Genomic DNA, 23,243 nt, shown 5'->3' with positions numbered 1-23,243 from the left:
GCCCTCGCCCGCGCCGTACAGAGCCACCCGAACACACCGCGCAGCGAGAAGATCAGCGACCTGGTCACCGAGCTGCGTGCCGCAGCGTGGGTGCAGACCGACCAGTACATGCTCCACTACGTCCTGGACGAGCTGCACAAGGTGATCGTCAGCGCCGCCTCGAGCGAGCCGGGGTGCGGTCGGTGCCGCTGAGCGAACGGCAGCTCGCCGAGTTCGCCGACAAGCACGCCTGGCGGATCCCCTTCGACACCAGCCCCCGCCACCTCGCCGGCCCCCGGGGATGCCCCCCACGTCACCCACTGCCTGGCCGCCGCCGGATGGAGCGCAGTCTCCGACCCGTTGAGTGCCGAGATCGTCCTGCGCAGTCCCGATCTGCGCCACAGCCTCCAGTTCGACCCGCAGTCCGCCACCTCTGCGTGGTGGCGGCTGCGGGCCGAGCCCACCGACACTGAGCCCGGCTGGTACGCCGAGTTCGGTGAACTCGCGCCCGCCGAGGTCCTCGCCGGCTTCACTGATGCCCTCATCGCCCCGCCGCCACAACAGCCAGACCCGTGGGAGCCGGTGACCTCGGCGGGATGGCACCGCGACTCGGACGGTACGGCGCGCTCGCCGGACTCCATGTGCCATATCGAACTGCGCCCGCTGAGCGAATTCAGTGGCCGGTCGTCCTGGCACGTTGAGACCTGCGAGCCCGGCGACGGGCAGTTCCCCGGCCCGCGCATCTGGCACGCCTACTTCGACGAGGACGTCCCCGCCCACCTCGTCGGATCGTTCCTCACCGCGCTGGCCGACCGCAGCCCGCTCCAACGCGGCATGTACGACCGCACCGGCCACTACGGCGCCGTGCAGGAGCCCAGCCCGCTGCGCCCGCAGCAGGTCGTCGACGCCCACACCTCCCGCATCGAGTCGCTCCGCGCCCGGGCACGCTCCGCCCGCAAGCAGCAGACGAAACCCGCGACGACCCCGGCGCAGGCCCACACCGCCCAGCCGACCGCCCGCCGCTGAACCGACATGGCCCCTTTCCCATTTCCGCCGATCACCGCGCACACCGCGACCTCCTCCGCCACCTCGACCATTACGTGAGCGACAGCAAGAAGATCCTCGACGCCTGGGACGCCTACTCCGACGAGCACACCAACCTCGACGGCTGGCCCTACGACGACCACGCCTACGGAAGGCGCGCGAGCCAGCGCGACGCCGACACCGCCGAGGCATTCGAGCCGCTCCGGTACGGTGCCCGTCACCTGCTGGCCACGGCCGAAACACAGCTGGCCCAGCTCCCGGAGACCAACATGCAGAGCCGCTGGGTCTACCAGCTGGGCGTCCTGCGCGACTCTCTCGACCGACTCGACGAACTGCACGAGCAATGGCTGGTCACCCGCGACGCCCTCCCCATCACCGCCAAGCCCGGCACCCCGGACTTCGACGACGCATTCGCGGAACATCACGCCGAATCGTGGAGCTACCTCGACGACTGGGCCACCCACGGCAAGGCGCTCCGCGAGATCAACACGGCCGCCCGCAAAGCCCCTTCACCCCTGGCCCCCACACCGACACCGGCCCCGGCCACCGCGCCCGACCGGCGAGCTACGGCACGGAAGTGAGCATGCCCCCGACCCCCGAGACCGTCGAGGTCGACCTCATCACGCCGCGCCACCTGGCCGACGCCGGTGACCCCGCCTGGATCACCGTCCCCCTGCACCGTGCCTGCGGCTGGAGCCACGGCAACGACCCCCTGATGCCCCGCGTCATGCTCTCCAGCCCGGACCAGAAGGCCCTCCTGCGCCTGGAACCCGACCCCGACGGACAGTGGTGGCCCCTCAACCATGCGGCGGAGGCGGACCGGCCCGCCTGGTACGCGAGTTTCGGCGCCCGCACCCCGGTCGAACTCATCGCCGCCTTCACCGACGCCCTCACCGACCCCGCCCCCGCCGCGAGCACACCCTCGGATCCGTACGAACCGCTCCGGCAGAGCGCGTGGCAGCCCCCGGCCATCGGGGCTGACGGCCTCGTGTCGCCCAACGGAACGGCCTACGTGCAGCGCCTGGGAACCGCGCAGGAGCCGGGAGCCGGGTTCGTCACCGCCTCCCTCGGCCCGGAGCGAAAGCCGGTGTGGCAGGCCCGCTTCGGCGAACACACCCCTGCACGACTGGTCGCCGCGTTCACCACCGCGCTCACCGATCCGCACCCCGCAGCGCGTACCGGCAGCTTGCGCAGTCTTCCGACCCGCGACCCGGATGTCGTCACCCGCCGCACGACGGACGCCCTCGCTGTGCACGTCGCCGCCGCCCTGGAAAAACGCGTCCACGCCCTCGCGGCCCGCCGCACCGTCCCGCCGACGACTCCAGGCCCGCCGCGCCAGCCGCCGGCCAGGAACAGCAGCAGCCGCTGAATGCCCCGCCCCCGCCCGGAAGACACGTAACTCTTTGCCCCCCCACCTCCTCCAACAGTTCCACCGACGGGTACGACATTGTCCTGCGCCTCCTGATCGGCGTCGCAGCCGTCGTCGTCCCCCTGTCCCACCTCGCCTGGCTGTCCGGCAACATCACCGCCTACCTCACCGGAGGCGGCTGGGCGCCGTACCAGCCGGCCACCGCCCTGCTCCACCCCCAGCGCCTCTGGCCCCACGCGGGAGAAACATCCCTGCTCATCGGGGCACGCGTCGTGCCCGTTCTCCTCCTCCTGACGCTCGGGACAACAGCGGGCATCCTGTGGGCCCGGCACAAGAACCGCAGCGGCGGCCGGAAAAAGAAGATCACCGGCATGGCCTAGGCACGGGACATCCAACCGCTGATGGCCAAGGCGATCACCGACAAGGCCCGCTCCCTGCGCCCGAGCCTGAAGGACGCCAAGCACATCGAGGCCCGCGACACCGGCATCCTCCTCGGCAACCTCCAGGGCACCAAGCACGAGGTCCGCATGGGCTACGAGGACGTGGCCGTCGCCATCATGGCGCCCCGCTCGGGAAAGACCACCTCGCTGGCGATCCCGTCCATCCTCAACGCGCCCGGACCGGTCCTGCTGACCTCGAACAAGGCGGCCAGCGACGCCAACACCGCCACCCTCGACGCCCGTGGTGCGCTGGGACGGGTTTGGTCGATGGACCCGCAGCAGATCGCGCACGCCGCCCGCGAGATGTGGTGGAACCCCCTCGCCGACGCCAAGACTCTCGACGGCGCCGGCCGCCTGGCCGGCCACTTCCTCGCCGCTTCCGTGGACGCCTCCCAGCAGGGCGACTTCTGGTCCAAGGCTGGATCCAACATCCTCAGCCAGCTCTTCCTCGCCGCCGCGCTCGATGACCGGCCGATCACCGACGTGATGCAGTGGCTGGCCTTCCCGGCCGACCGCACCCCGCTCGACATCCTGCGCGACCACGACTTCACCGCGGTCGCCGCCCAGCTCAAGGGCACCGTGGAGGGACCGCCGGAGACCCGTGACGGCATCTACGAGACCGCCCGCCAGTACGCCGCCGCCCTCACTCAACAGCGAGATAGCCGCCTGGGTCACCCCGTAGAAGGACGTCGCCGAGTTCCGGCCCGCCGAGTTCGTCACCTCCACCGACACCCTCTACCTCCTGTCCAAGGACGGCGGCGGAGGCGCGTCGGCGCTGATCGCGGCGTGCGCGGACTCCATGATGCGGGCCGCGACCGCCCAGGCCGAACGGGCCGGCGGTCGGCTCGACCCGCCGATGCTGGCGATCCTGGACGAGGCCGCCAACGTCTGCAAGATCAGCGATCTGCCGGACCTGTACTCCCACCTCGGCTCACGTGGGATCATCCCGATCACGATCCTGCAGTCCTACCGCCAGGGCCAGAAGGTCTGGGGAGACGCGGGCATGGACGCCATTTGGTCAGCCGCGACCGTCAAGGTCATCGGATCCGGTATCGACGACCCGGACTTCGCGGACAAGCTGTCCCGGCTGATCGGCGACCACGACGTCGAGACCACCTCCACCTCAACGTCCGAGTCCGGGAAGTCGACGTCCGTGTCGATGCGGCAGGAGCGGATCCTGCCCGCCGATGCGATCCGCGCCCTGCCCAAGGGCACCGCCCTGGTCTTCGCCACCGGCATGCGCGCCGCGATGCTCGACCTGCGCCCCTGGTACGCCGAGCCCGGAGCCGGCGAACTGGCCGCCGCCTCTGCCCGTGCCTCCACAGCGATCACCGCCCGTGCCATCACAAAACACGCACCCAGCCAAGCCGACTTCGGATCGGCAGCATGAGCAGGACACGCCTGGACGAAGCCGACGAAGTGCAGACGGGCGCCAAGGACAGATGTTGGCCCGAGCATGGCCTCGTCGCTTGCCGCGGAGATGCGGGTGCATCGAAGCGGCACAAGTTGGGGCTGGTCACGTGATACTCGACCTCTTCGCGGGGCCGGGCGGCTGGAGCCGAGCATTGGGTGTCCTCGGAGTGCGCGACGTCGGCCTGGAGTGGGATGAGTGGGCCTGCAAAACTCGTGCTGCCGCTGGTCAGTTGACGATCCGGGCCGACGTGGCGATGTATCCGACGGGGCCCTTCATCGGCCGCACTAGTGGGCTGATCGCTTCCCCTCCGTGCCAGGCGTGGAGTATGGCTGGCAAGCGCCTCGGTCTGGTGGACCAGCCGCTAGTGCACGCGGCGGTCGAGGACTTGGCCGCCGGGCGGGACACCCGCGAACGCCTCCTCGCCGCGTGCCGTGGCGAGCGGTCGCTGCTGGCGGCTGAGCCGATGCGCTACCTCCAGGCCCTGAACACGGCCGGCGAGCCTGAGTGGGTGGCTATGGAGGAGGTGCCGGACGTCCTGCCGCTGTGGAAACAGTACGCGGCCGTCCTGCGCGGATGGGGTTTCTCAGTCTGGTGCGGGATCCTCAACGCCGCCGACTTCGGCGTCCCGCAGACGAGAAAGCGGGCGATCCTGCTCGCCTCCCGGGTCCGTACGGCACATCCTCCCACGCCGACGCACTCCCAGGTCGAGGAGCCGGAATCCCTGTTCGGTCCGGGCCGCGCCCGCTGGGTCAGCATGGCCGAGGCCCTGGGATGGGGCGCGACCGACCGGCCCGTCCCGACCGTGTGCGCTGGCGGCGGACCCGGCGGCGGACCCGAACCGTTCCCTTCCGGCTCGCGACAGACGTTGTCCGACGCCCGGAAGCGCGGCACCTGGGTGCCCCAGCCGGACGGAGTGGTCCTGCAGTCCCGCCGCGAAGGAGCCGGTTGGGCTGCCAGGCACGGCACCCGCGAAAACCGCGCCGCCACCGCTCCTGCGCCGACATTCACCGCCGAAGCACACTGCTGGTCTTGGTCCCTACGTAGCAACAACCAGGCCAACGCCACCGTCCGCCCGCTGTCCGAGCCGGCAGCCACGCTGTTCTTCGGACACCGAGCGAACGAGTGCACATGGGTCGCCGAACCGGTGTCTGCTCCGGCCAACGACACGGACGCGTCCGCGGTGCCGGAGCCGATCCGGATCACTGCCCGGGAGGCCGGCCTCCTGCAGACCTTTCCCGCCGACTACCCATGGCAGGGCAACAAGGGCCAGCAGTTCTCCCAGATCGGCAACGCTGTGCCACCACGCCTCGCCGCCCACCTCTTGGCGCCTCACCTCGGCAAGACCCTCACCCTCGACAACTTCACCCTGGCCGCTTGATGCCCCATGCTCCCGACCCGCACGAGGATCACGACCTCGGCGACCTGCCCGACACTCATCCGCCGCAGCCCGTGCACTACGCCGAGCAGGCCCTGCTCGGCGCGCTCCTCCTCGAGCCGCACCGCCTGTCCGAGATCGGCTCCTTGGAGCCCGTGCACTTCAACAGCTACGCCCATGGCTCCCTGTTCGCGGGGATGCACACCGTGCCGGCACCCGACCATGCCCGGCACCACAAGGACCCGGCGTGGCTGAACGCAGTCCTCGCCGCCGCCCGCCCCAAGGCCCCCGGACTGACCGCCTCCTACCTCCACACCCTCATCCAGGTCTGCCCCTGGCCCAAGCACACGGCCACGTACGCGCGGATAATCCGCGCCGACCATGCCCGCCGCACCCTGCGTGTCCACGCCGAACGCCTCGCCCAGGCAGCCACCGACACCACACTGCCGCACCGCCGCTGCCACTCTCGCCCAGGCCGACGCCCTCGCGCGCTGTCTTGACGAAATGGCTGGCCAGTTCGCCCCGCACCCCGGCTCCCTGACCCGTACTCCGCTTCCGCCTAACCCTCCTTACGACACGGACGAGGAAGCCCTGGACGAGGAACGGCTGCTGCTGGCGACCGCGACCGCCCACCCGCAAGACCTGAAGGGCATGCGGTGGCTGCTGGCCGATGACTTCGCCCTGCCGTTGCACGGCGCCCTGTTGCAGTGCCTGACAAGCCTCACCTACCGCGGCGATCCGGTCGATCCGATCACCGTGCTATGGGAGGCCCAGCATCGCGGCCTGCTGACGAAGGACTTCGCCCCGGGCGACCTCATAGCGCTCGTCTCCACGCCGGCCGGATCAGCGGAGTACTGGGGCGAACGCATCCTCCAGCGGGCCCTACTCGCCCACGCCCACGCCGTAGCCCAGCGGATACAGGCGTTCACCGACGACCCGTCCAACACCCCGCATCAGCTGATCATCGGCAGCCGCCGCGCGCTGGCCGACCTCAACGCCCTGCGCGCCCGCTACCAGCACACCAGCACACCAGCACAAGCCCACCCTCCGCCGCTGTGCGCACGCCCCGCACGCCGCTGCCCTCCCGGGCCGGACCACCACGCACAGCGGTACCCGCCGCCACTCGATAACCCCCGTTCCAGGACCGTTCGGCACCACGCCAGCCGAACCCGCAAATCTCCTCGCCTTACGGACAAGGGCTCCGCGATACTCTCGACCGACTGCGGACGGCAGGCCTGAGCGCTCCGTCACCTGCGCCCGCGCGCACAGCTCCTGACGGCGTACCCCCGCTGACCGTCTCCTCGTCCACTGCGCTGCTCAAGGAGGCGGTCAGCTCCCACAGGTGGCCAAGGTTGTGCTCGCCGACGCCGACGGGCAGCAACGCTCGGCGGCGTCCCCGGCAGAGGGCGGTCTATAGCAACCCAACATGGCGTAGCGGTTCAGTGACTGTGGAATCTGCCACGCAGTGGCCGTGTTCCAGGCTCTTCAGCACAAGCTGATTGTCAACTTTGTCGGCGTGGAAGGTCGACCACGTGCGGCAAATAGGACAGATCCGCCCCGTGAGGTAGGGACGGAGAAGGTGCAGCTGGTGACTGCGGTCAATCACGTAAAGGCTGCCAGTCTCCAGTGCGCTGCTCGGATTCCGCATCGACTCCGTGGGCACGACTGGGTGATCGCCCATGAGCCGTCTGAAGCCGAGAGTGGCTTGGCCGCGGAACGCGTCCCACGTCACGGAAGTGATCTCGATCAGTGGCCAGTCCGCCAAGAAGCGCGTTCGATTGAGCAGTAGGGAAAGATCATTGAATGACTCCTCCAGCGCTTTGGGCAGTTCGACCGAGTCAGCGCGACGCAGGTGTGCCTGATTGTTCCGGCGAGCGGAATGCCGCTGTCGGGCAGCCTTGACCTCTTCGTCGGCCAGCATCGCGCCTAGTTCGTGGAGTGGATGCTCCGCGCCCAAGCTGCGGCGCTTCTTCTTGCTGGAGATCTCCTGGAGTACCTCAGTCCATTCACCGAGTCCGGGGCCGCCGTGGTTGTTGGCGAGTTTGTTACGGAGCGCGGTGACGGAGGAGAGGTCGAGGCCGGCACCGTGGGCGAAGGCCGCGGTGAGGAGGGCGCTGTAGCACAAGAGGATCTCGGTCGCATCGAGCACAGCGTCGTAGGCGGGCCCGAAGTCGCCAGCACTCTTCTTTGCTTCGGTCTCGCGCCATCGCAACGCGATGGGGTAAGGGAATCGAGTGCGGACGATGTACCCAAAGTCGTCGAGCTGCACGGCCGTCTCGGCCCGCAGCCGCAGAATCTGTCCCGCCTCAATGATCCGTTGGCGGGCGTGCCCAGTATCCCGAGCATCGGTGAAGACGGACCGGGCCAAGGCCGTAGCCTCAGCGCTCCAGTCGCTCAACTGCCGCCCCGCCGTGTCAAGGTCATCCAGGGCGGTGGCCAGTGCCTCATCCGGCTGCGGTAGCACAAGGGACTCCAGATCCTGCCTGCGCAGATGCACCAAGCCAGATACGACGCGCGGCGAGACTCTTTCGACTGCCGACGAGCGCAAGAAGGCCAGAATGAGGCGCATATGCTCTGGGCCGACGGAGGTGACCGGACGCAAAGCAATGGTGTGGTTGCCCGCCACCGCAGGCAGATCCCGCTCTCTCACCAAGGCTGCCCCGGCCCGGCCGGGCAGGAAGGCATCTCGAATCAGCACGTCCCCGGCTCGCAGGTGATAGCGCTCCGGGATATCGGAGTACCACAAGTCGCTATCCGGGTCCGGCTCGGCAATCGTCCCGTCCCCCCTAATGTCCCGCCCGCGCAAGAGGCGCGCGCCGCGCGGAGCATGCGCCTCGCAGAGGTCGCCTGACCGGCCAGAGAACCCTCGGACGATGTTAAAGACCGAGGAAACCGTAAGGTCACGGAGCGAAAGCGGGCGTGCAGTCGTGCCCGGCACTGCCGCAGACTGCGATGGCGATCCATCGCCGACGTAGGACCACCCCTCATCCGCCGACGAAGCGCTGTGTGAGACATAGCCGTATGCGGTACTCCCCTCGGGCAGCCGCAGGAGCGTCTCAAGGTCTTCCCTGAGTGCTCCCTCGTCGCCGCTTCTCGGCACCCGAAAAAATCGGCTCTTCACGGTCTGAGTGGTGTTCGGGCACAGCAGGACAGCCGCCACCTCACTCGACAGGTGGACACTTCGTAGCGCTCCTGTCGAGTACAAGATGAAAACGGGTTGCCATTGCCGGGCAAGCATGCGACGGAAGCGTGCCCACCCCCTGGTCTTGGAAGTGAGGTACTTCGCCGGCAGGAGCATCAGCAAAGGAGCCTGGCCGGGATGGGCCTCTATGCCAGCCACAGCGGCTTCGAACAGGCCAGCGACAGAAGCAGCAGCCGAGCCCTGGGAGAGTCGGGCAGAGTCGCACAAGTCCGCAATGGGTGGGAGAAGGAGCACCGGCCCCACGGACAGGAGGCCGTTGATACGGGCCGGGAGAGCAACCCACGCATTGTCATGCTGGATGGGCCAGTCGGCAGGAATCGGAAGAACTGACCCGAACGACTTATCGCTGCCCACGGTAACGACGGTGGGCACGTCGCTCGTGTAGTGCCGCAGCATGGCGGCCAGAACCTGGCCGAACAGAGCGGACGCGTCCTGCGCTGGAACAGCGACATGGTCTTCCGAACCGGTCATCAAGTACCCCCTGGCGATGTGGCGCTGAGAAAGCCTATGCCGACGAGGAGTTGGCTTGGCCAGTTGGGGACCGCACGCCAAGGAGACAGCGCGCGGTCCCGCCGACAAACGCCCCAGATGCCCGCGAACCCATGTGCTTGGTGGCTGCGCTCCACGCGGGCCGCGAAGGACAGTTACTGAGCCACGTCGACATCGCCGGGAATGAGGGCGACCAGATCGTCCATGGCAACCGGGTACTTGTCTTTCTTGAGGTCCGCGTACATCCGAAGTGCCCTGGACACTTGGACCTTGGTTCGCGGTGCCAGGTGGGCAATGAGGAGGTTGTACAGGAGCTGCAGGTGGTCCTTTCCACTGGCCATCTTGCCGTTGGCCCGGCCATCTGGGGTATCGATCCACATGGCGGAGAACGGCGCCGCCACCATGCGCCAGTCCAGGCTCGCGAGCCGCTTCATGATGTCGTCCCACTCGAGCAACTCCTGCTCAAGGATGTGTCGGACGGCCTTGGCGACGGTCGCCTGGACAGCGGGACGCATGAGCGGGTGCCCTGAGCCCTCCCGACCCTTCGGAGCGCGGACGTCCTTCGGAGCCTGGGCAGCGAAGTAGCGCTGGCGCAGGTTCCCGCAGACATCAAGGAGATCGTCGAGCCGGCGGGCCAAGACCGTGTAGCTCTGATCGAGAAGCTCGTCGGTCACACGCTGCTTCGACTGGTCTGCTGTGCAGGGGAGATCGAAGCCGATCTCCTTGACAATGTCGTAGAGCACGCCGATGGTGCTCCAGGCGGGGCTTCCCGGGCCGATCGAGCGCTGCGCGAGAACCATCTTCCCCTCGTCGCCGACCTTGCTGAAGACGAGGACGACCTTGTCCTTGCTCAGGAACGGGTGGTCGTCCAAGAGACGCCGGGTGAGGATGGCAAAACTGTCGTCCTCATCGAGGGCGATGTTCTCCTGTGCGCTTGTGCTCTTGGCGTTGCGGTTAATGTTGGTGAATAGGCGCCGAGTACGCTGACGCCCTTCGGGCGTGTCGAAGTGCGGCACGACGATCACATTGATGTCCTCGGCGCCGAGCTCGGGGTTCCGCTTGACCGCGTCCTTGATGGCCTTGAGGCGGTGCTGCCCGTCGAGCGCGAAGAACTGCTGCGTGCCGTCGAAGGTGAGGACGCCGAAGTTACGGTCGATACCGGCAAGCACGGCCTGGTTCTCGGCGTCGGAGTCCATCTCGAGAGGGAGGTAGTTGGCGTTGCCGCCCCACACGGCGACGATGATGGCGCCGAGGAACCTGTTCTCGTTGGTGAGCAGGTATTCGGTGATCTGCCCGGTTCGGTCGCCAACCCCGCGCTGGATCATGGTGCCGAGATCGCGATTGCCACCAAGTTCGTGGGCAAAGTTGATCTCTCGGGCCACCTGGGCGTAGCTCATTAGGCAGGAGTAGTAGGTCCAGGTGCCCACCTTGGCTTCGAAGGCAGGGACGAAGGTCTTGGACGGCATGGGAGTACCTCGATCGGGCTGGACAGGACAAGGGTCAGGGCCGAAGGGCTGGGCGCGGGATGGTGCTGACCCGCGCGCGCAGCCGTGGACGGTTCTGGCTGTTGAGCGGGGGGTTGTACAGGTTGATCAAGCGGCTTTCCAAGTTTTTGATCTTGGAGCGCTCCTCAACGGTGGCGAACCAGAACTCCAGCGGGCGCAGAGCAAGGTAGTGAGTCAACCTCGCGGCCCTGGCCGTGGGCGGTTCCTGCGTCCACAGAGCCTCGGGGTCGCCGCGTAGGTGCTTTCGGTAGTCCTTGAACCGGTTCCGGATCGTGTTGCCACCCTGGCCGGATCCGCCGGCCTGCCCGATGTAGAGCACCTGGTGGAAGCTGCTCTGGGAATCGTCGGCCATGGCGAGCCGGATGGAAGGCCGCCACACAAACATGTACAGGCCGGGTTGTTCGGGGAGGACGTCTGTCAGGCTCTCAGCCGCGACGTGCGCTTCCCATGGCGATGCGTCCGCTCTTAGATCGTCCTGCAGCACCTTGTGCGCAGGGACATCCAGCATCGGAGCTATCCCTAACTGGATCTCCAGGGCAGGGCTACTCTCGACGCTGTGCCGGATGACGGAGCGTATGAGGGGCTCAGGCGTCGTCATGCCGCAAGCTGGTCCCGCTGCGCTTGAGAATCACGAGAGGCATCCTTGCACGCGCCTCTGACATGTGCCGCCTGCAGACAGAAAATAAGCCCTTGATGTGTGACATCCCGTCACGCACCAAGGGCTTCTGGGTCCTTACCGCCAGTACTACAGGTGGCAGACTGCGCAGCCTGCTTCGTCGTCGTCCTCGTCGTGGGCGTCAGCGAGGATCTCCAGCAGCGGGCGGTTCGGCTTGACTCGCTTGGCGGCGCGTTCGAGGGCTGCTTGGTGCTTGGCTTCAATCTCCTCGCGGCGGGCGATGAGTTCGTGGAGGGACTCGCCTTGGGACCACGTGTACTGCCGGTCCTGCATAGCGGTGTGCCGGTAGTTGACCTTCTCCTCGTACGCTATGGCCTTCTCGAACAGGTCGGGGTGCCGGTCACGGAGGCCGACCCATTCGTGCTTGCGCTGGAAGAAGCAGAAGTAGCAGCCGGAGCGGGTGCGCCACTCGTAGTAATCAGGCAGGCCGATGCCAGCTTCGTCGAGGATGCGATCGACACCGGCACGATCGATGCCATCCTCGCGGAACGGGAAGACCGCTGTGATGTTGGGCTTGGTGCTGACATAGCCGAGGCGGTTCTCGTCGGCGCGGATGGCGACGTACGAAATCACATCGTCATCGCCGACCCACTCCTCCAAGGGCTTGATCTTGAGGTTCTTCGTGCACCAGCGCATCTGGGGGCTGGGAAGGGTGCCTTGGTAAACCTCGAGCCAGTGATCGAAGTCTCGGCTGGCGTTGAGGCGCACGATGGGCTTGCCGACGGCGGCCTCGAGTCGGTTCAGGTACTCGTAGGTCTCGGGTAGCTCGGCGCCTGTGTCGCAGAAGAAGTACTCCATGTCCGGGACGCGATCCCGCATGTAGATCGCGAGGGCGGAGGAGTCCTTGCCCCCGGACAGACCGAGCACGTGGCGCTTGTTGCTGTCGGAGTTGTCGCTAGAACTCACAGCATTCCTTCCTTCCTAGCGGGCACGGAATCGCCGTCTGTCGCTGCAAGGCGTTCAGCCAGGGCGGCGAGCAGGATGCGGGCTCCGTCGGGACCAAGTGCCTCTTCAGCCTGCCTGATGACACTGACAACGAGCTCGTCAGCAGTGTGGCGCGACTGCTTGGGAACGTGGATGAGGGCGCGTTCCTCGGTGCCCTGCGGAGTGGTGAGTGTCAGAAGGCGAGTCTCGATCTGCTGCGCCGGGGGCGCCGCCTCTTGGTCGGCAACAGGGGTCTGACGTACGTCGTAGAGGTGTCCGACGCGGTCGAGGGCGCGGGCCACCTCCTTGACCTTGCGGGGGAAGCTCTCGGCATCGGCGTCCGTCCAGTCTCCGAGGGCCTTGTTCGCAAGGCGGATGACGATTGGGTCGAGCCAGTCCTCGTCCGGGAGATTCTCGTTGAGGGCCCGGGAAACGAAGCCTTGCAGGCTGAGTTCCAGGGGGGCCTCGGCGAAGCCTCGCAGGCGCTCGGTAAGACCGACCCTCAGCTCCCGGATACCTGAGGGCAGGCGGAACTCCTTGCCGAGCGTCGCAGCGACTTCCTGGCGCAGGGCTCCGGCCGCGCCGGACAGGTCGTCAAGCGCCGTGGTAAGTGCGGCCGCGTACGCCTGAGCGGTCTGCTCGTCCTTGGGCGTGTCTGCACCGATCGCTGGGTATCCGAGCGCCTTGGGAAGGGAGGTGAAGATCAGGTCGTCCGGGTCGGTTGCACGCGACAGAAGGCCGCGGATCGCCAGGGCCTGCGCACTGAGTCTCCTCGTCTGCCGGGTGTAAGGGTCGAGGACCATCACACGCTCCAGGACGGTGCGTGTGACCGCGAGGAGGAGCGGGTTGCGCGCCGAACGCGAGCGCGGAACGTCGACCTTGAGAGCCTTGGCGAGACCATTGACCACAAGCCGGCGCTGTCCGCGGCCGACCGGCACTGCCTTGACCGTGAAGCGGTCGGGGTAGGGGACGTTGAGGCGTTCGGCGATCTCCGGGGTCAAGCGCGGGCAATAGTTCCCCTCCTCGAACAGGGCGATGTCTTCCCCGCGCAGGATCAGGGAGGCGACCACGAGGGTGGGCACGACTCCAGCCTTGACACCGTAGGGCGGCGCCATGAGCTGGTGGTAGATGTCCACGATGGGCGTGGGCCGCTTGGCACCGGTCAGCGCGTCATCGAGAGCCTCCCAGACGGCCATGACGCTGGAGTTCTTCTCGGGGTCCGGCCGCGCGATGCCGTGGGTGAGAATGCTGTCCGTCGCGCCTCCGCTGCTGGCTTCACCAGCAAAGCGATGCAGGCCGAGGTACTCGACAACGCCGTGGTACATGGCGCGTTCTGCCGAGTAGCCTTTCTCATCGAATCCGAGAAGGGGGAGGCCGGAGCGCTGGATCATCGCGGTGAGCAGCTCCCGGCGTGCCCGGGCGCCGTTGCTCGTGAGCTGATGGCGGCCGGCCATCTCGTTGCGGATGTTGGGGGTGAAGGGGTAGACGCGCTCGCATGCCTGGGAGACGAGGCTCGAGTAGCTGCGGGCCTCGATGACTGCATCAGGAGCGTTTCCGGCCTCGGTGCCTACGTGCCACAGGCGCCAGGTGGAGTGAGAGCTTCGCGGGTTGAACGCCTCGTCGAGCATGGTTCCGATGCTCTGGGAAATCTCGGCAGCGCGTTCGGTGATCTCTCGGGAGGCGACATGGTCGATCGTGTCGTCGTCGAGGAGTTCCTCGAGTGCCACGAGCTCGATGCCGGCCTGCAGGACCCGCTCCGGATGTTCGGTGGTGCCGACCAGCACGGGCAGGGGCGAGTTGACAGCCGGCAACGTGTCGAGTGGACCTAGGTGGAAGGCGATGAGACCGTCTGCCGCGTCCTTGACGACCTCAGGTCCGTCAATCTTCTCGCCTCTGGGGCTGACGTCGGTGACGAAGTAGCGGAGCATGCCAGTCTGCTGGCTGTGCTTGCCAGCCACCACCGCGTCGGGAAGCACGGCACCGAGGTGCTTGCTGAGGTAGGCCACGACGTCGGCCGGCTTGACCCGGGTGGCGTTCTCTTTGACCCGCGCGTCGATGTCGACATCGGTGCCCTGCCAGACCCGGTACTCGTTGCTGTACTCGCGGTGGACGACGAACCCATCCTCGACGAGCTTGCCGAGACGGTCTTGCAGGGCGGCGTATCGCTCGGAGTCAGAAGCGTCTCTTGGGTCCTGCAGCGCCAAGTGGATCAAAGAGGGTGTGGCTCGCAGCAGGCCGTCAGCGTCGATGAGGTTGAGGATGCCGATCGCTTTGAGGACATCCTGGTCCTCAGGAGCTAGCCCGTGGGCCTCGCTGAGCCGCATGTCGATCTCCAGCGCGCGGCTTGCCTTGGAAGAGGCCAGGATGGTGGTGCGGCCGGAGGCGAAGAAGTAGTCGTACAGCTGAGGCAGGCGGATGGTGGAAGCACGCTCTGGCTTGTCGGAGGCGAGCGCCTCCAAGGAGCGTCGAACCGTGTTGGGCTCGTCGCTAGCGAGAAAACCCGTGAGACTGCGGTCGTGCTGTCCGATTTGCGAGGCAATGAGCGGTGCGGCGACGACGGTTAGAGGGTGCAGCGGGTACAAGTCGGCGAACATCTGCGGGGAGATGTCGACGACAGCGTTGAGTCCGCGCAGCATCCAGGCCTCCGCGGCAGCCTCTGCCTGGGACTGGATGAGAGTGCGGCCTCGTTCAGGGACCTGGCTGAGGTCGAGGCGTCGTCGCATCAGGTGGACGGCGTCGCCCAGGTTTGGACCAAAGGTGATGTCTTCGAAGCGGCCTTGGACCTTGGCCCACTCCTGAGTTTGCACGCTGCTAGAGCGAGCAGCGTAGTCGGTAAAGGCCAGGTGCTGCAGAGTGAGCATGAACAGCGGCAGGCCCGAAGGACCGGCGCCCTTCTCCGCGAGCATCTGGAGCAGGAATACGTCGCTGTCGGCGTCACCGGTATCTCCCGCAGCAGCGAGGTATTCCAGCGTCTTGCCGAACTCATCGATGATCAGCAGCACCGGGGCGGCATCGCACAGCACGGCGACCGCGTCCATGAGGCTCTCGGCCGTCGGCACCGCGCTCTCAGCGCACACCGCGAATGCTTGGTCAATGGCCTTGGGAAGCCGCGTCTTCCACCGGCGTTCTGCGGCAGTCCGCAGGGCACGGTGGATGGTCGCGGCAAGCGGCTCGCGACTAGCAGTGGCGACCGCGCCGAGGAAACCACGCTCCGCAGCCTGGTCACGCACCTGACCCAGGCGAGCCGCGGTGTGGGGGTTGCTTGCGGCCACCGCCTTGTCCGCCTCAGCTCGGCGGGTCTTGTCGTGTCCGAGGAGGGCGTCGATAAGGTTCGACAAGGTGGACTTGCCCGAACCGTAAGGGCCGGTGAACGACCACGCACGAGTACGCCGGGGGTTCTCGATTGCGTTGGCGAGGCGTTCGAGCACGTCAAGGGCGCGTGCTCCGACGTAAGGAGCGTTGAGGTGGGGTTCACGCACATCGCGTTCGAGGTTGGTGGACCGCAGTTCGGATCCGACCAAGGCGATGCCGGCCGGGAGCTGGGCACGGTTCTCGGTCATGATCCGATGCTCTCCTCGCTCAGTTCGAACTCCTCAACCTGGCGAGGAGCCGTCTTGCGTGTGTTCTTGGGCGCGGTACCGACGAGCCCCGGGTGCTTGCGAAGCCACTCCTGCGGGGTGGGGAAGCCATCGCGTTCCCGCACGCGGCCGTAATACTCGTCCAGAACATCCCAGGCCAACTCCTGAGGTGGCTTCGCATAAGCGAGGCTGCGTTGACCGAGCGCTTCAACGATCTGAAGATCCGGATGACTACCCACCAGTGCTTCGATGGCCTTGGTCAGCTCCGGTTCCCTCATGCGGAACGCCCGTCCCGGGGAACCCGGCTCACTGGCGAGCCGGGCGAGAGAGATCTGGCCGGCCTTCGTGGAGAGCCGCGAGGCGTAATCCAGGCAGGCATAGATCAGAACCGCCGCGGGCAGGTTCGAACGGGTACCGCTGGTGAAACGCCAAGTGCGGTCCTTGCCCTTGCCCCGGCCTTCGAGCAGGCCAAGCTCCTTGAAGGGCGACATCAGCTGATCTTCGAAGCTACCCGGAGACAGAGGGTTGGCCTCGAGGTCCTGCGCGTACATCTTGATGATGCAGTCCACGTCACGTTTGATGGACTCCGCCGCAGGCCGCTTATTCGCCGCAAAGTTCTCGTTGACGTAGCGCGTGATGACGCTCTCCATCTCCTCCGCGGTCGCGCGGGAACGCGCGGCGAGGTTGAAGATGATGTACCAGCTCGGCACCTGGCACTTGGCTTCAGGCTCGGATGACAGCAGCCACCAGTGCAACAGCCACAGGCTCCCGGTGTCCTCCAGATAAGGGTCAGCACCGTCTTCATCGAGCAGCCAGCGCGCCCGCCACGTCGGCGCGGTCAGAAGTGCGCGGGCCGAGGGATCGCTGTGTGCATACTCCTTGGTCAGTTTGAACGCCCGCGACCAGTACCGCATGGCGTTGACCATGTTCTTGCCCACCCCGAGCAGAACGGGCGCGTCCTCTTGGTAGAAGACGCCGGGTACGTCCTTGACCTGCATGTACGCCTTGTGCAACCAACCGAACCGTGGGGCGAACGTCTCATGCCGATTGAAGTAGAGGTCGACGGCCTCGGCAAGCCGACTGTCTGACATGTGTAGGGGGCCTTTCCAGGTTCGTGGAGCTCACGGGCAGCAGGGGGTCAGCGCCGAGCGCTGCTTACGGTTCGGCGTCGGTAGCCATCACCGAGCGGATCTTCGCAACTGCATCCACGACGGCTTCCATGCCTCGCTCAATGTCTCGGTACGTGGTTGCGTAACCGAGTGAGAACCGGACGGTGGAGTCCGCCTCCTCACGGCTACGGCCCATGGCGAGCAGGACATGACTCGGGCTTGGCGCCCCCGAAGCGCAGGCGCTACCATCCGAGGCCGCAACCTCAGGCATTGCAGCCAGCACGGCGTCGGCAGGCACCCCCGGAAAAGTGACGCTGATCACACCTGGAAGCCGAGACGCGTTGGAACCATTGATCCGGCAGCCCGGCACCCGGGCCAACAGATCGGCTTCCAGCTCGCCGCGGAGCGCGGTGATCCGAGCGGCCTCGTCCTGCATCTTAAGGCGGGCGGCTTCGGCGGCTGCCCCGAGCCCGACGATGCCTGCGACGTTGAGCGTGCCCGCACGCCAGCCACGTTCCTGCCCTCCGCCGATCAGGAGGGGGTGATACGGCAACGAGATGCCACGGCGAACGAACAGGGCACCTACGCCCTGCGGTCCACCGAACTTGTGGGCGGACAAGGAGAGCAGGTCGACGTCCAGCTCGTCGAGGTCGAGCGGCAGCCGGCCCACGTATTGTGTGGCGTCGGTGTGTACCATTGCCCCGGCGGCGTGCGCGGCCCTGATGACGGGCTGCAGGTCGGTGAGGACTCCGGTCTCGTTGTTCGCGAGCATCACCGAGACCAGGGCGGCTCCGCGCTCACCAGTCTTCTCCAGCGCCTCGTCCAGCTTCGCCAGGTCGACAACGCCGTCTCCGTCCACCGGCAGGATCACGAGGGCGTCGGGGGTTCCGTCAGTGATCGCTCGGGCCACCTCGAGCACGGCCGGGTGTTCTACCGCAGTGGTCACCAGTACGCCACCGCGGGCGTATGCCGCGCGAAGGGCGAGGTTATTGGCCTCCGTTGCACCGGAGGTGAAGATGATCTCCCCAGCAGAGCAGTTGAGAAGCGCGGCGAGTTGACGGCGCGCCAAATCTACCCGGGTGGCGGCATCACGCCCGGCGTGATGCATGCTTGAGGCGTTGCCGACGCTCCCGAGTGCGGCGAAGGTAGCGTCGAGCGCCTCCGGGCGCAGTGGCGCGGTGGCGTTGTAGTCGAGGTAGATCATGTCGACCCCTTCGGGCTGCTCCGCCATATGTGCCCCCTCGTTCAACGGACCTAAGCTCATTCCTGGCGCCTTCGCTCGTCGGAGCTTCTTCTTCCGCCAGGAGTGCACTGAGATCCTAGCCGCCCCCGGAGGCGGAGGAGACCAAAGTCAAGCGTTGGCACGCCACGGGTGTGGGCCACCCAACAAATACGAACATACATTCGACACGAGATCTACCCCTGCCGCCTGCGCAGCCTGGCAGGAGGTTGCGTGCGTGCACGGCCGGGACTGAACGCAAAATCAGCCGTAGCGGCCCACGTTGTCGGTACGGAGGTCTAGGGTTAACTCGACTGGCACCACATATGCAGGTGAGAAGTCGAACACGGCGGCATCTAGGGGAGGGTAGGACGGTTGCACTTCGCTCAGGGGGGCCTCTCGCGGCCGGGCGTGCGGGAGGGGGCGACGTGATCGACTCGCCCGGTATGGCGTTCCGGGCCATCCTCGACCTGGCCCCGATCGATTACGTGCGGCACTTGGTAGGCGAGCACGTATGTGAGCTGCTGGAGCTGCTGAAGGGTAGCAAAGCGGACGACGATGCCCTCCGCGCAGTGGCCGCCTCCGCAGTCTCCGCCGAACGGCTCGTAGCTGATCCCGACGAACGCGCACAACTGCTGCGGCTGCTGCCGCCGGGAAAGCAGGAGGAACTCGCAGGACGGCTAGGTCGCGCCGGCAGCACCCCGGCGGCCACGTTTCTAGCGCGCCTACCCTGGTCCCCCGAGCAGCGCAGAACCTTTCACGGTTTCCTCGGCCTGGTGGTCGAACGCGCACCCGAGGCTCCTGTGTCCTCGCTCCGGCGCGTGGAGTCGGCCTACGGCCTCTTCCCATATCAGCGGACCGCGGCGAGCAAGGTGCGCCGTCTGCTGTACTCCGGGGAGCGGCGGACCGTGCTCCACCTGCCAACCGGAGGCGGCAAGACCCGCACTGGCATGGACCTGGTCTGCGACCACCTGCGGCATAACGAACCGACGGTGGTCGTCTGGCTGGCCCGAGGCCAAGAGCTGCTCGAGCAGGCAGCGCTGGAATTCGAGCGCGCTTGGGCAGCCCTCGGCAACAGAGAAGTCACAGTCGTACGGATGTGGGGCGACACCCCAACCGAGCTGGACGGCATCACCGACGGCATCGTCATCCTGGGCCTCGACAAGGCCGGCGCCGCAGCCAAGGCCGATCAAACCTTCCTAGACCGCCTGGCCGTGCGGACAACCCTGACCGTCTTCGACGAGACGCATCAGGCGATCGCCCCCACCTACCGGAGGGTCCTCGACGCGCTGACACTGCGAAGCGACTCCAGCCTGCTCGGCCTAACGGCCACGCCTGGTCGTACTTGGGCCGACATCACCGAGGACGAGAGACTCGCGGACCTCTTCGCCCGTCAGAAGGTCATGCTGGAGATCGAAGGGTATGACAACCCCGTCACCGCCCTCATCGAGCAGGGCTATCTGGCCCGCCCGACCTTCCGCACCGTCGCGGCGGAGTCTGGCATGACACTCAGTGCGCAGGACCGGAGGCACCTCTCAGCGTCGTTCGACGTACCGGACCTGTTCATCGATCGGCTCGCCGAGAGCGTGCAGTGGAACCTACAAGTCGTCCGCACTGCCCTCGACTTGACTGCGCAGCACCGGCGCGTCCTACTGTTCGCTGCTTCCGTAGAGCACAGTCGGCTGATCACAGCGCTTTTGTCCATGCTCGGGATGGACGCAGACCAAGTCACGGCAGAATCGTCTGCCCGTCACCGGGACCGGGTGATCAGCCGATTCAAAGGGCCAGGGACGAGGCCCATGATCCTGTCCAATTTCGGAGTGCTCACAACCGGCTTCGATGCACCTGCTGCAAGTGCCACAGTCATCGCTCGCCCCACCCGTTCCCTGGTGCTCTACAGCCAGATGGTGGGCCGCGTCATCCGAGGGCCGAAGGCGGGCGGCACCCCCACCTGCGAAGTAGTCACCGTCGTCGACCCGGAACTGCCCGGTTTCGGAGACGTGGCGGAGGCGTTCACGAACTGGGAAGACGTATGGAAGGCCCGATGACATCCAAGTACTCGATCGTCACCTCCGACCTGACGGTCAAGGCTCTGCAGGACAGCGGCTACAAATCGACCGCCCACGCCATCGCTGAGTTGATCGACAACGGCATCGAGGCTGGCGCCAACCTCGTTGAGCTTTTCGTCGTCGAGGGGACGCACCGACCCTCCGAGCGTGCTCGGCACCGCGTGGAGACGATAGCCGTCGTCGACAACGGCCATGGGATGGACGCCGAGACGCTCAGGCAATCCCTGCGCTTCGGCGCCGGAACACGACAACACCGCAAAGGCATCGGGCGCTTTGGAGTCGGCCTCCCCAACTCCAGCATCTCCCAGTGCGACCGCGTCGACGTCTGGTCGTGGATCAACGGACCCGACAACGCTCTCCACACCTACCTCGATCTCGCGGAACTGCGCGCCGGCCTCGAAGAGGTGCCCGAGCCCAAGGCCGAACCAGTCCCGGAAGACTGGCAACGCCTGTCGCATGCTCTCGGCCCCACGGGCACCCTGGTGCAGTGGACGCAGCTCGAGCGCGTGCAATGGCGCGGAGCTGAGGCGACGCTCGCCAACACCGAGAGCCTCATCGGCCGGATCTATCGACGTCTGATCACCAAAGGAACGCGCATCCGACTCGTACCCGTGCGGGGATGGTTCCCACTCGAGGGGGAGCGCGACGCACGTCCCAACGATCCGCTCTATCTCACGGTGCCGAGTTCCACGCCACCACCGTTCGACACCAAGCCCATGTTCCGCCCCCATGGAGGCGGCAACGCTGGCGAGATCGGCGTCGAGCGGTTCATGGTCAAGGGCATGGACAGCGCAGAGTACCCCGTCTTGGTGCGAGCATCCCTTGCTGTCGACGCTGCTCGGCGCCCCGACATCTCCAATGAGGAGTGGCCCGAAGACGTCTCACCCACTCTCGACCCTGGCAGGACGGAATGGGGTAAGCACGCCGCCAAGAACTTGGGAATCTCCCTCATCCGGGCGGATCGCGAGCTCGACCTCGACTCAAGCTGGACCAACTCCTACGACCCAGTCGAGCGATGGTGGGGTGTCGAAATCGACTTCCCGCCTCAACTCGACGAGGTGTTCGGCGTAACGAACAACAAGCAGGCCGCCACGATCTTCTCCAGCCTGTCCAGCTTCAACTGGAGGGAGGAGGCGGCAGGGCTTTCGTTCGAAGAATTCCGCGACCAGCTCCGCGAAGAGGGCGACCGCCGCCTGCCTTTGATCGAGATCGTCTACTACATCCGCGAGAAGTTGCTCGGCAACCTACGCGCCCACCTGACCGATCAGACCCGCGGGACCAGGTCCAACAGAAAGCGGCACGAGGAGGTCGAGGCGAAGGCCGAGCACGCCCTGCGGCGCCGGCGAGAGGAGACCCAGCCGAGCTTCACCGACCAGCTTGCGGAGCAGACGACCGAGGAAGAGAGCCAACAACAGCAGCTGGAAAGCCTCGTCAACGTCCACAAATACACCCCAGCCGACGCCGAGCGCATCATTGCGGAGACCAAGGCTAACAACCGCCACGTCCAGCTCCTCACCAGCCGAAACCCCGACTCGCCCGCATTCTTCAACGTCGAGTTCATCCCGGGCGTGTTGCAGGTCTCGCTCAATATGGACCACCCGGCCTACAGCGACCTCATCGCTGTTCTCGACCAGGACCTCGACAATGCCAGTCGGGAAGAGCTCGGCGAACGGCTCGTCGCTGCCGCCAACGCGTTCAAGCTCCTACTGCTGTCGTGGGCCCGCTACGAAGACGAGCAGCCCGACAGGCCCCGCGCTCGAGCCAAGCAGATGCGGCAGGACTGGGGCCGTATCGCCCGTGAGTTCCTCGCACCTGATGACGAGGATGACGAGTGACGGACGATCACGTCTGGCAGCAGATCGAGCAGCTTCTGCGAAAAGCGAGACAGCGCGTCGTCATCGTCGCCCCCTTCATCAAGAAGAACCTGTTTCGGGCAGCGCTCGAGGCCATCCCCGCCAGCGTCACCGACATAAGCTGCGTAACCCGGTGGTCTGTCACGGAGATTGCCGCCGGCGTCTCGGACCCTGAGATCATGCAACTTGCCGTCGATGACGGACGGGTCCGCATACGGCTGTGCCACAACCTGCACGCCAAGCTATACGCCGCGGACACTCGCTGCCTGGTCGGCTCAGCCAACCTCACCGGGAAGGCGACCGGTCTCGTCCCAGAGGCCAACATCGAGCTGCTCCTGGAGACTGAAACCGCGCACCCGGCAGTGCGGCGAGTGCTCGCCGCAATCGATCAAAGCGAGGTGCCAGCAACGCTCGAGCTAGCGCAGCAACTACGTGAGCAGGCAGAGCTTCTCCAGGGTGACGAGGACGCCCCCAGAATCGTGATCCCCGGGCAGCAGACCCGGGCTGCCCGCTGGCTGCCCGAGACACGACGCCCGGAACGTCTGTACCGGGTGTATTGCGGGCGGCACCGCAACATCGGCAAGGACGTCCTCGCCGGTGTACTCCGTGATCTCGCCGAGCTCGACATCTCGCCCGGCCTGTCCGAACAGGAGTTCGCGGTCGCCATCCGTGCCCGCCTCCACGAACTGCCGGAACTCCGCGAGCTGAACGAGGCCGGCCGTCTACGCCTGGATGACGCGAAGGACGAGCTAGTCAGGAGCGGCGCCTACACAGAAGAGCAGGCTCAGCGCACCGTCGAGACCATCGCCGAGTGGCTACGGTACTTCGACGAGGTCCACTTGGTACCGACCGGACCGTGGGAGATCAGGCAGGGGAAGCAGATCATCTGACGGCTTGAGACGCCACGGTAGGCGACGGGAGCCGCCCTCGGCGCCTGACGGGCACCGAGGGCGGCTCCAACATACGGGGCCTACGCTCGCGATATCTTGGGCCAGGCT

The 23,243-nt window shown here is 66.5% G+C and carries 15 protein-coding genes and 2 pseudogenes; 10 read left to right on the top strand and 7 right to left on the bottom strand.

The features are described from left to right. Positions 1-182: 182 nt before the first annotated feature. From ACIBW9_RS39765 to ACIBW9_RS39735, 7 genes and pseudogenes are all read left to right on the top strand, one after another. Positions 183-1,005, top strand: a pseudogene (locus ACIBW9_RS39765) (DUF317 domain-containing protein). 74 nt (positions 1,006-1,079) lie between these two features. Next, the gene (locus ACIBW9_RS39760; protein ID WP_398962898.1) at positions 1,080-1,604 is read left to right on the top strand and encodes a hypothetical protein; all 525 of its coding nucleotides are present in this window, start codon (positions 1,080-1,082) and stop codon (positions 1,602-1,604) included. A gap of 2 nt (positions 1,605-1,606) precedes the next feature. Beyond that, on the top strand, positions 1,607-2,392 hold the full coding sequence (locus tag ACIBW9_RS39755) for a DUF317 domain-containing protein (RefSeq protein WP_398962895.1): 786 nt from the start codon (positions 1,607-1,609) through the stop codon (positions 2,390-2,392). A gap of 77 nt (positions 2,393-2,469) precedes the next feature. Beyond that, positions 2,470-4,222 (top strand): annotated as a pseudogene (locus ACIBW9_RS39750) (type IV secretory system conjugative DNA transfer family protein). Positions 4,223-4,352: 130 nt separating this feature from the next. After that, a complete protein-coding gene (locus ACIBW9_RS39745) occupies positions 4,353-5,624 on the top strand; it encodes a DNA cytosine methyltransferase (RefSeq protein WP_398962892.1) in 1,272 nt (423 codons plus the stop codon). Then, positions 5,624-6,121 (top strand): DnaB-like helicase N-terminal domain-containing protein, encoded by a 498-nt coding sequence (locus ACIBW9_RS39740; RefSeq protein ID WP_398962932.1) that lies wholly within the window; start codon positions 5,624-5,626, stop codon positions 6,119-6,121. The genes ACIBW9_RS39745 and ACIBW9_RS39740 overlap by 1 nt, the downstream gene beginning before the upstream one ends. 4 nt (positions 6,122-6,125) lie before the next feature. Then, positions 6,126-6,860: a DnaB-like helicase N-terminal domain-containing protein gene (locus ACIBW9_RS39735; protein ID WP_398962889.1), complete on the top strand. Its 735-nt coding sequence runs from the start codon at positions 6,126-6,128 to the stop codon at positions 6,858-6,860. 172 nt (positions 6,861-7,032) lie between these two features. On the opposite strand, the gene ACIBW9_RS39730 is transcribed toward ACIBW9_RS39735, so the two are convergent. The 7 genes from ACIBW9_RS39730 to ACIBW9_RS39700 all read right to left on the bottom strand — a co-directional run bounded on the left by ACIBW9_RS39730 (position 7,033) and on the right by ACIBW9_RS39700 (position 18,335). Continuing rightward, on the bottom strand, positions 7,033-9,294 hold the full coding sequence (locus ACIBW9_RS39730; RefSeq protein WP_398962886.1) for a hypothetical protein: 2,262 nt from the start codon (positions 9,292-9,294) through the stop codon (positions 7,033-7,035). A 173-nt stretch (positions 9,295-9,467) separates the two neighbouring features. Next, positions 9,468-10,778, bottom strand: coding sequence for a DNA sulfur modification protein DndB (locus ACIBW9_RS39725; protein WP_398962884.1), 1,311 nt, complete (start codon positions 10,776-10,778; stop codon positions 9,468-9,470). A 34-nt stretch (positions 10,779-10,812) separates the two neighbouring features. Beyond that, positions 10,813-11,325, bottom strand: coding sequence for a hypothetical protein (locus ACIBW9_RS39720; protein WP_398962882.1), 513 nt, complete (start codon positions 11,323-11,325; stop codon positions 10,813-10,815). 237 nt (positions 11,326-11,562) lie between these two features. Then, positions 11,563-12,399 (bottom strand): phosphoadenosine phosphosulfate reductase family protein, encoded by an 837-nt coding sequence (locus ACIBW9_RS39715; protein WP_398962880.1) that lies wholly within the window; start codon positions 12,397-12,399, stop codon positions 11,563-11,565. Then, positions 12,396-15,977, bottom strand: a complete 3,582-nt coding sequence (locus ACIBW9_RS39710) for an ATP-binding protein (protein WP_398962878.1) — start codon at positions 15,975-15,977, stop codon at positions 12,396-12,398. The genes ACIBW9_RS39715 and ACIBW9_RS39710 overlap by 4 nt, the downstream gene beginning before the upstream one ends. Next, on the bottom strand, positions 15,974-17,086 hold the full coding sequence (locus ACIBW9_RS39705; protein WP_398962875.1) for a DUF4007 family protein: 1,113 nt from the start codon (positions 17,084-17,086) through the stop codon (positions 15,974-15,976). The genes ACIBW9_RS39710 and ACIBW9_RS39705 overlap by 4 nt, the downstream gene beginning before the upstream one ends. A 64-nt stretch (positions 17,087-17,150) precedes the next feature. Further along, positions 17,151-18,335 carry a cysteine desulfurase family protein gene (locus ACIBW9_RS39700; RefSeq protein ID WP_398962872.1) on the bottom strand — a complete coding sequence of 395 codons (1,185 nt, stop codon included), beginning with the start codon at positions 18,333-18,335 and terminating at the stop codon, positions 17,151-17,153. 416 nt (positions 18,336-18,751) lie between these two features. Between ACIBW9_RS39700 and ACIBW9_RS39695 the strand changes: the two genes are divergently transcribed. The 3 genes from ACIBW9_RS39695 to ACIBW9_RS39685 are packed head-to-tail and all read left to right on the top strand — an operon-like array spanning position 18,752 to position 23,135. After that, positions 18,752-20,371, top strand: a complete 1,620-nt coding sequence (locus tag ACIBW9_RS39695) for a DEAD/DEAH box helicase (protein ID WP_398962869.1) — start codon at positions 18,752-18,754, stop codon at positions 20,369-20,371. Next, a complete protein-coding gene (locus ACIBW9_RS39690) occupies positions 20,368-22,227 on the top strand; it encodes an ATP-binding protein (protein WP_398962866.1) in 1,860 nt (619 codons plus the stop codon). The genes ACIBW9_RS39695 and ACIBW9_RS39690 overlap by 4 nt, the downstream gene beginning before the upstream one ends. Continuing rightward, entirely contained in the window at positions 22,224-23,135 is a 912-nt protein-coding gene (locus tag ACIBW9_RS39685) for a phospholipase D-like domain-containing protein (protein WP_398962863.1), read from the top strand. Before ACIBW9_RS39690 ends, ACIBW9_RS39685 begins: the two co-directional genes overlap by 4 nt. The last annotated feature ends 108 nt before the right edge of the window (positions 23,136-23,243 follow it).

It is taken from the genome of Streptomyces sp. NPDC049541 (assembly GCF_044465725.1).
Taxonomy (GTDB): Bacteria; Actinomycetota; Actinomycetes; order Streptomycetales; family Streptomycetaceae; genus Streptomyces.
The sequence above is the reverse complement of the archived record's forward strand: the minus strand, read 5'-3'. Positions and strand labels throughout refer to the sequence as shown.